Consider the following 5,436-nt stretch of genomic DNA (forward strand, 5'->3'; position numbering starts at 1 on the left):
CCCTCGCCCAGCACCCCTCCCAGCCCTGTCCGGCACCCCTCAGACCCCGGCCCAAGCACTCCTCCCGCCCTGTCCGGCACCCTTCGGACCCCGGCCCAAGCACTCCTCCCGCCCTGTCCGGCACCCTTCGGACCCCGGCGCCGCATCCCTCGCACTCTGTCCGGCACCTTTTGGAGCACCCGCGCGGTACCGCACCCATCGGGCGCCCGCGCGACGCAGCGGCTCCTCCACGGTTGGGCGGGCGCGCAAGGAAGGCCCACGGCGACCGGCACCCGCACGACGCCCAGGCCCTCCTGCGTGACCGGCGCGAGGGCTCGGTCGTCGTCCGCTTGGAGGTCGCGGGAGGACGGCCCGCGCCCCGGTCGGCACTCGCACGAGGGCGGGGTCCTCTCCTCTGCGGTTCGGCACGAGGGCTCGGTCGACGCCCGGCCTGGGATGTCGCGCGAGGACGGCCCGCACGCGGACTCCGCCCTCGGCTGAGGTTCGCCGCCACCACACCCGACCAGGTGCTGCTCGCCCACGGCCGCCGGCTGTGCGGCGTCTACACGCGTTCTACACGCGCGACGGACTCGTGCGAGGTCGCCCGGCCTGCGCCAAGTGGAGGGCCCGGTACGCGACCATTTGGCGGCCCGCTCGCGGGCCGTTCGCGCGGTTGGGCGTCCGTACGAAGACGGCGCGCTTGGTCGGCGCCCGCGCGAGGCAGAGGCGCACTGTGGCGCCCGCATGAGGGCTCGGCCCGCGTCCGGTTGGGCGCCGCCTAAGGGGTCCGTCCTGGCCCGATGAGGCCGGATGAGGGCTCGGTCGTGGCCGCCGAGGAGGGGTGGGTCTGGACCGGCATGAGGCTTGTGCGGTGTGAGCTACGAGGAGCGCCGCGATCTCTACCGAGGCCCCGCCGCGTACTGGCATGAGGTTCGTACCGCCTATGAGACATGTACGGGCATGACGTCGGGAAGCGGCGTCGTGCGTGGATGTCTGCAAGGATGGGGTCAGAGTTCGTCGGTGGCGGAGCGGCGGTTGCTGCGGACCGTGTCACCGGGCTGGCGGTCGGGGACCGGGGGAGGGGTGCCGCCGAACTCCGGGCACAGGGCCTGGTGGTCGCACCAGTCGCACAACCGGCTGCGCCGCGCCCGCCACTCGCCCGTCTCCATGGACCGCTCGATCGCCGCCCACAACGCCATCACCTTGCGCTCGGTGGCCAGCAGGTCGGCCTCGTCCGGGGCGTAGCGCAGCACCTCGCCCGTCCCGCCCAGATAGACCAGTTGCAGCAGCCGCGGCACCTGGCCGCGCAGCCGCCACAGCACCAGCGCGTAGAACTTCATCTGGAACAGCGCCTTGGCCTCGAAGTCGCGCCCCGGCGCGCTGCCGGTCTTGTAGTCGACGACCCGCACCTCGCCGGTCGGCGCCACGTCGAGCCGGTCGACGTAGCCGCGCAGCATCAGGCCCTCCTCCAGGACCGCCTCCACGTAGAGCTCCCGTTCGGCGGGCTCCAGCCGGGTCGGGTCCTCCAGGGTGAAGTAGCGCTCCAGCATGCCCCGCGCCTGCGTCAGCCACTCGGCCTGCTCGGCCTCGTCGGCGAACATCTCGGCGTATCCCGGGTCACCGGCCAGCAGGCGCTCCCACTGCGGCTGCAGTAATTCCAGCGCCGCCTGCACCGAACGGCGCGAGGCCGGCAGATCATAGAGCCGCTCCAGGACCGCGTGGACGACCGTGCCGCGCACCGCCGCCTGCGAGGGTTTCTCCGGCAGCTGGTCGATCACCCGGAAGCGGTAGAGCAGCGGACATGTCATGAAATCGCCCGCCCGGGACGGGGAGAGAGCTCCGATGATCACCGGCTCGGTCAACGTCATGCACCGCACTCTAGGTCAAGACCCCGACAGAATAACCGTCGCGGAACGAGCATCACGTGATCTGGCGCGTAGCATCAAGGCAGCAACAGCACGTATTGGACGTACAAGGAGTGCGGTGAGCGAGCAGAGCCCGCGGCGGGAGTCCTCCGGCATCCGGATGGGGAAGCCGTTCGGCATTCCGGTATACGTGTCGTGGACCTGGTTCATCGTGGCGGCCTTCATCACCTATGTGTTCGGGCCGCAGATGGCCCAGCGGCTGCCCGAACTGGACGCCACCGCCGCTTACGCGGTCGCCTTCGCGTTCGCGGTGCTCCTGTACGTGTCGGTGCTGCTGCACGAGCTGGCGCACAGCGTACTCGCCAAGTGGTACGGCCTGCCGGTCCGCCGGATCACCCTCTACCTCCTCGGCGGCGTGTCGGAGATCGAGAAGGAGCCGCCCACGCCGGGCAAGGAGTTCATGGTCGCCGCGGCGGGTCCGTTCCTGTCGCTCGGCCTGGCCGCGCTGGGCCTGGCCGCCGACGTCTACCTGATCGACGACGGCGGCATCGTCGAGGTGCTCCTCTGGCAGCTGTGGGTGTCCAACCTCATCGTCGGCGTCTTCAACCTGCTGCCAGGGCTGCCGCTCGACGGCGGCAGGATGCTGCGAGCCGGCGTGTGGAAGCTGACCAGCAACCCCGGCTCCGGCACCATCGTGGCCGCGTGGGGCGGCCGGGCGCTGGCGGTGCTGCTGGTGGCGTTCCCGATCGTGACCGCCTTGTCGGGCGGCGGGGACGTGGCCTTCGAGAACCTGCTGTGGCCGCTGGTGCTGGCGTCGTTCATCTGGCTCGGAGCCACCCAGTCCCTGCGAGTCGCCAAGATCCGGGCGAGGATCCCGCGGGTCAACGCGCGCGCCCTGGCGCGCAGGGCGATCCCGGTGCCCGCCGAGACGCCTCTGTCCGAGGCGCTGCGGCAGGCCACCGAGCGCGGGGCGGGCGCCCTCGTCGTGGTCGACCACGACGGCAAGCCCCTCGCGATCGTGAACGAGGCCGCCGTACAGGCCACCCCCGAACACCGCCGCCCCTGGGTGAACGTCGCATCCCTCGCCAAGTCGCTGGAGCCCGACATGGTGCTCGCGGCCGACCTGGAGGGCGAGCCGCTCATCGACGCCATGCGCGACGCCCCCGGCAGCGAGTACCTCCTCGTGGAGGGCGGCGGCGAGATCTACGGCGTGCTCGCCACGGCCGACGTGAACCGCGTTTTCACAGGCGTCTGATATGTCCCACTCGTTTAAGCGGCGGGGCCCGGATAGGGTCGTGTCCAGGAGTTTCGGGTGGCCGGATCCGACCCCGGGCGATTTCTGCGATGCGACGACTGGCCGATAGTGTGCTGTTTGGCCAAACTTGCACAGTTAAGGGGTTTGTTGCGGTCCACCGGTTCACCGAATCGAGACGGGGGAGCCGCGACGCGGCCTCGTCGTCTGGGTATGCGTATGGCTGGGTGGCCGGCACGGCAGTGCGGGTGCCGTAACATCGCCGGCTTCCGGGGAGGAGAGTTGAGTGACCGAGCGTAGCGAGGGCACCATCGAGCGCAGCACGGTCGTCATGAGGGAGGACGCATGACCGGCCACGGCTTCGGAGTGGTGCGTCCGCTTCCTGGAAATGGGCTGGTCGCCTTCATGGGCGGGCTGCTGCTGGTGTGCGACGCCGACGAGTCCGCGGCCGGCGACCTGCTGGAGGCGCTGCGCGAGACGGCCGCGTCAGGGGGCGACGGCCGGGCGCTGGCCCGCCGCGCCGCCCAGGTGCTCGCCGCCAACATGGCGGGCGACCCGGCCACGTGCGCGGTCGCGGGCCCGGTCAGCGGCGGTGTGGCGGTGCTCGTCAGCGGCTCGGCCGCGGCCGCCGTCGCCACCTCCGCCGGCGAGACCCGGCTGGCCGGCAGCGACTCGCTCACCTGGGCCGATCGGCTCGTCACCGGCACCGTCGAGCGGGTCGAGCTGAGCCTGCCCGGCGCCGGCAGCCCCCATCCCGCCGTCCGTTTCGACGGCGGTGTGGTGCACGGCGGCGGCCTCGTCGGTGACTTCACCGACCAGCCCGCTCCCGCTCCTGTCCCCTCCAGGCCGCTGACCAGCGAGATGCCCGCCACGGGCCTCCACATGGAGCCCGACCTCATCCAGCCGCCCGTCGAGCGCCCGCCCTACCCGCTGGCCGACCAGCCGCCGCCCGTGCCTGGGCCGCCCTCGGGCCCGCAGCCGGCCCCGGTGGAGCAGCCTTCGTACAACACGCCGCAGGACCAGCCCCCCTACCTGCCGCCGCAGGACCAGCCGCCCTACTTCGCCCCGCAGGAGCAGCCTCCCTACCTCCCGCAGGAGCAGCCGCCCTACCCGCCCCAGGAGCAGTATCCGCCGCAGGAGCAGCCGCCGCCCCTGCCCGAGCCGCAGCAGCAGTTCCCGTCCTACGACGAGCCGCCGCTCGGGGGCAACGGCGCCGACCAGCACGTACAGCAGCACATGGGGCCGCCGGACCACCAGCAGCAGCACATGGGCCCGCCCGACCACTATGACCAGCCAGGTCCGCCCCTGCTCGGCCCGCCCGACCACTACGACCACCCGGGCCCGCCGCCGCAGGAGCAGCATCAGGACCACGGAGACCGCCCCCTGGTCTACGGGGTCGACTGCAAGAACGACCACTTCAACGACCCTCGCTCGCCCTACTGCGCCGTCTGCGGGATCGCCCTGGTCCAGCGGACGCTCGTCCCCTACAAGGGCCCGCGCCCGTCGCTCGGCGTCCTCATCCTGGACGACGGCACGGCGCTGCCTCTGGAGGCCGACTACCTGCTGGGACGCGACCCGGAGCGGGCGCCCGAGGTGGCCGGCGGCACGGCCAGGCCCGCCAAGGTCACCAGCCCCGACGGGTCGGTGTCGCGCCGGCACCTGCGGGTGGCGCTGGACGGCTGGGACGTCAACCTGGTCGATCTGGGCTCGGTCAACGGCACCCAGATCCAGCCGCCGGGCGATCCCAACTTCTACGACATCCCGCCCAACGAGCCCGTCACCATCGCCCCGGGCACCACGGTCCGCGTCGGCGTCTCCCGCACTCTCCGCTTCGAAGCCCACCGCGGCTGAGCCGCCTCCCGGGCGTCCCCGGGACCCGATACGGTCTCGAGGCCCCGCCCGGGCTTCCGGCCGGGCGGGGTCCCCCTTCGCGCCGTCGAATCGGCGGTCCAGCGACGCCCGTGGCCAGACTTCAACAAGGCCGTGCTGGACGAGGCCAGGCTGAACGTGGCCGTGCTGGACGAGGCCAGGCCCACCAGTGCCGCGGTGATCTCCGGGTCGGACAGGGGCGAGGGTTTTCGCGCTCGCGGCCCGTCAATGCGCCCGTTCCGGGCATCTCGCTCGGCGGGCAGGGCGGCATCGGGGGTATGGGCGCGTGCAGGCCGTCGTAAGGGCCGTGGGACGTGCCGCTCGTCGTGCGGGGCGTGAGAGGGCGTGGACATGTGCGGCTCGTCGTGCGGCCTGTGTGAACGGGTAGGGCGGCATTGGCCGTGGGGCCTGCGGGGGCGTGGGTGCGTGCGGGCCGTCGTGAGGGTCGTGCGGTGTGGGGGCATGGACATG

At 72.3% G+C, this 5,436-nt stretch carries 3 protein-coding genes; 2 read left to right on the plus strand and 1 reads right to left on the minus strand.

Features of this window, described 5'->3' with window-relative positions; all coding sequences use genetic code 11:
* Positions 1-986: 986 nt before the first annotated feature.
* Complete coding sequence (locus ITP53_RS53525) at positions 987-1,847, minus strand: RecB family exonuclease (RefSeq protein WP_195903165.1); 861 nt, start codon at positions 1,845-1,847, stop codon at positions 987-989.
* 115 nt (positions 1,848-1,962) lie between these two features.
* On the opposite strand from ITP53_RS53525, the gene ITP53_RS53530 reads away from it, so the two are divergent.
* Both ITP53_RS53530 and ITP53_RS53535 read left to right on the plus strand, forming a co-directional pair.
* A complete protein-coding gene (locus tag ITP53_RS53530; protein ID WP_328818769.1) occupies positions 1,963-3,099 on the plus strand; it encodes a site-2 protease family protein in 1,137 nt (378 codons plus the stop codon).
* A 342-nt stretch (positions 3,100-3,441) separates the two neighbouring features.
* A complete protein-coding gene (locus ITP53_RS53535; RefSeq protein ID WP_195903166.1) occupies positions 3,442-4,947 on the plus strand; it encodes an FHA domain-containing protein in 1,506 nt (501 codons plus the stop codon).
* Positions 4,948-5,436 lie beyond the last annotated feature (489 nt).

The sequence above is a fragment of the Nonomuraea cypriaca genome (assembly GCF_015645445.1).
Lineage (GTDB): Bacteria > Actinomycetota > Actinomycetes > Streptosporangiales > Streptosporangiaceae > Nonomuraea > Nonomuraea cypriaca.

Coding starts and splice junctions, on each gene's coding strand:
- ITP53_RS53535 (WP_195903166.1), top strand. CDS start 3,442: ATGACCGGCCACGGCTTCGGAGTGGTGCGTCCGCTTCCTGGAAATGGG.
- ITP53_RS53525 (WP_195903165.1), bottom strand. CDS start 1,847: ATGACGTTGACCGAGCCGGTGATCATCGGAGCTCTCTCCCCGTCCCGG.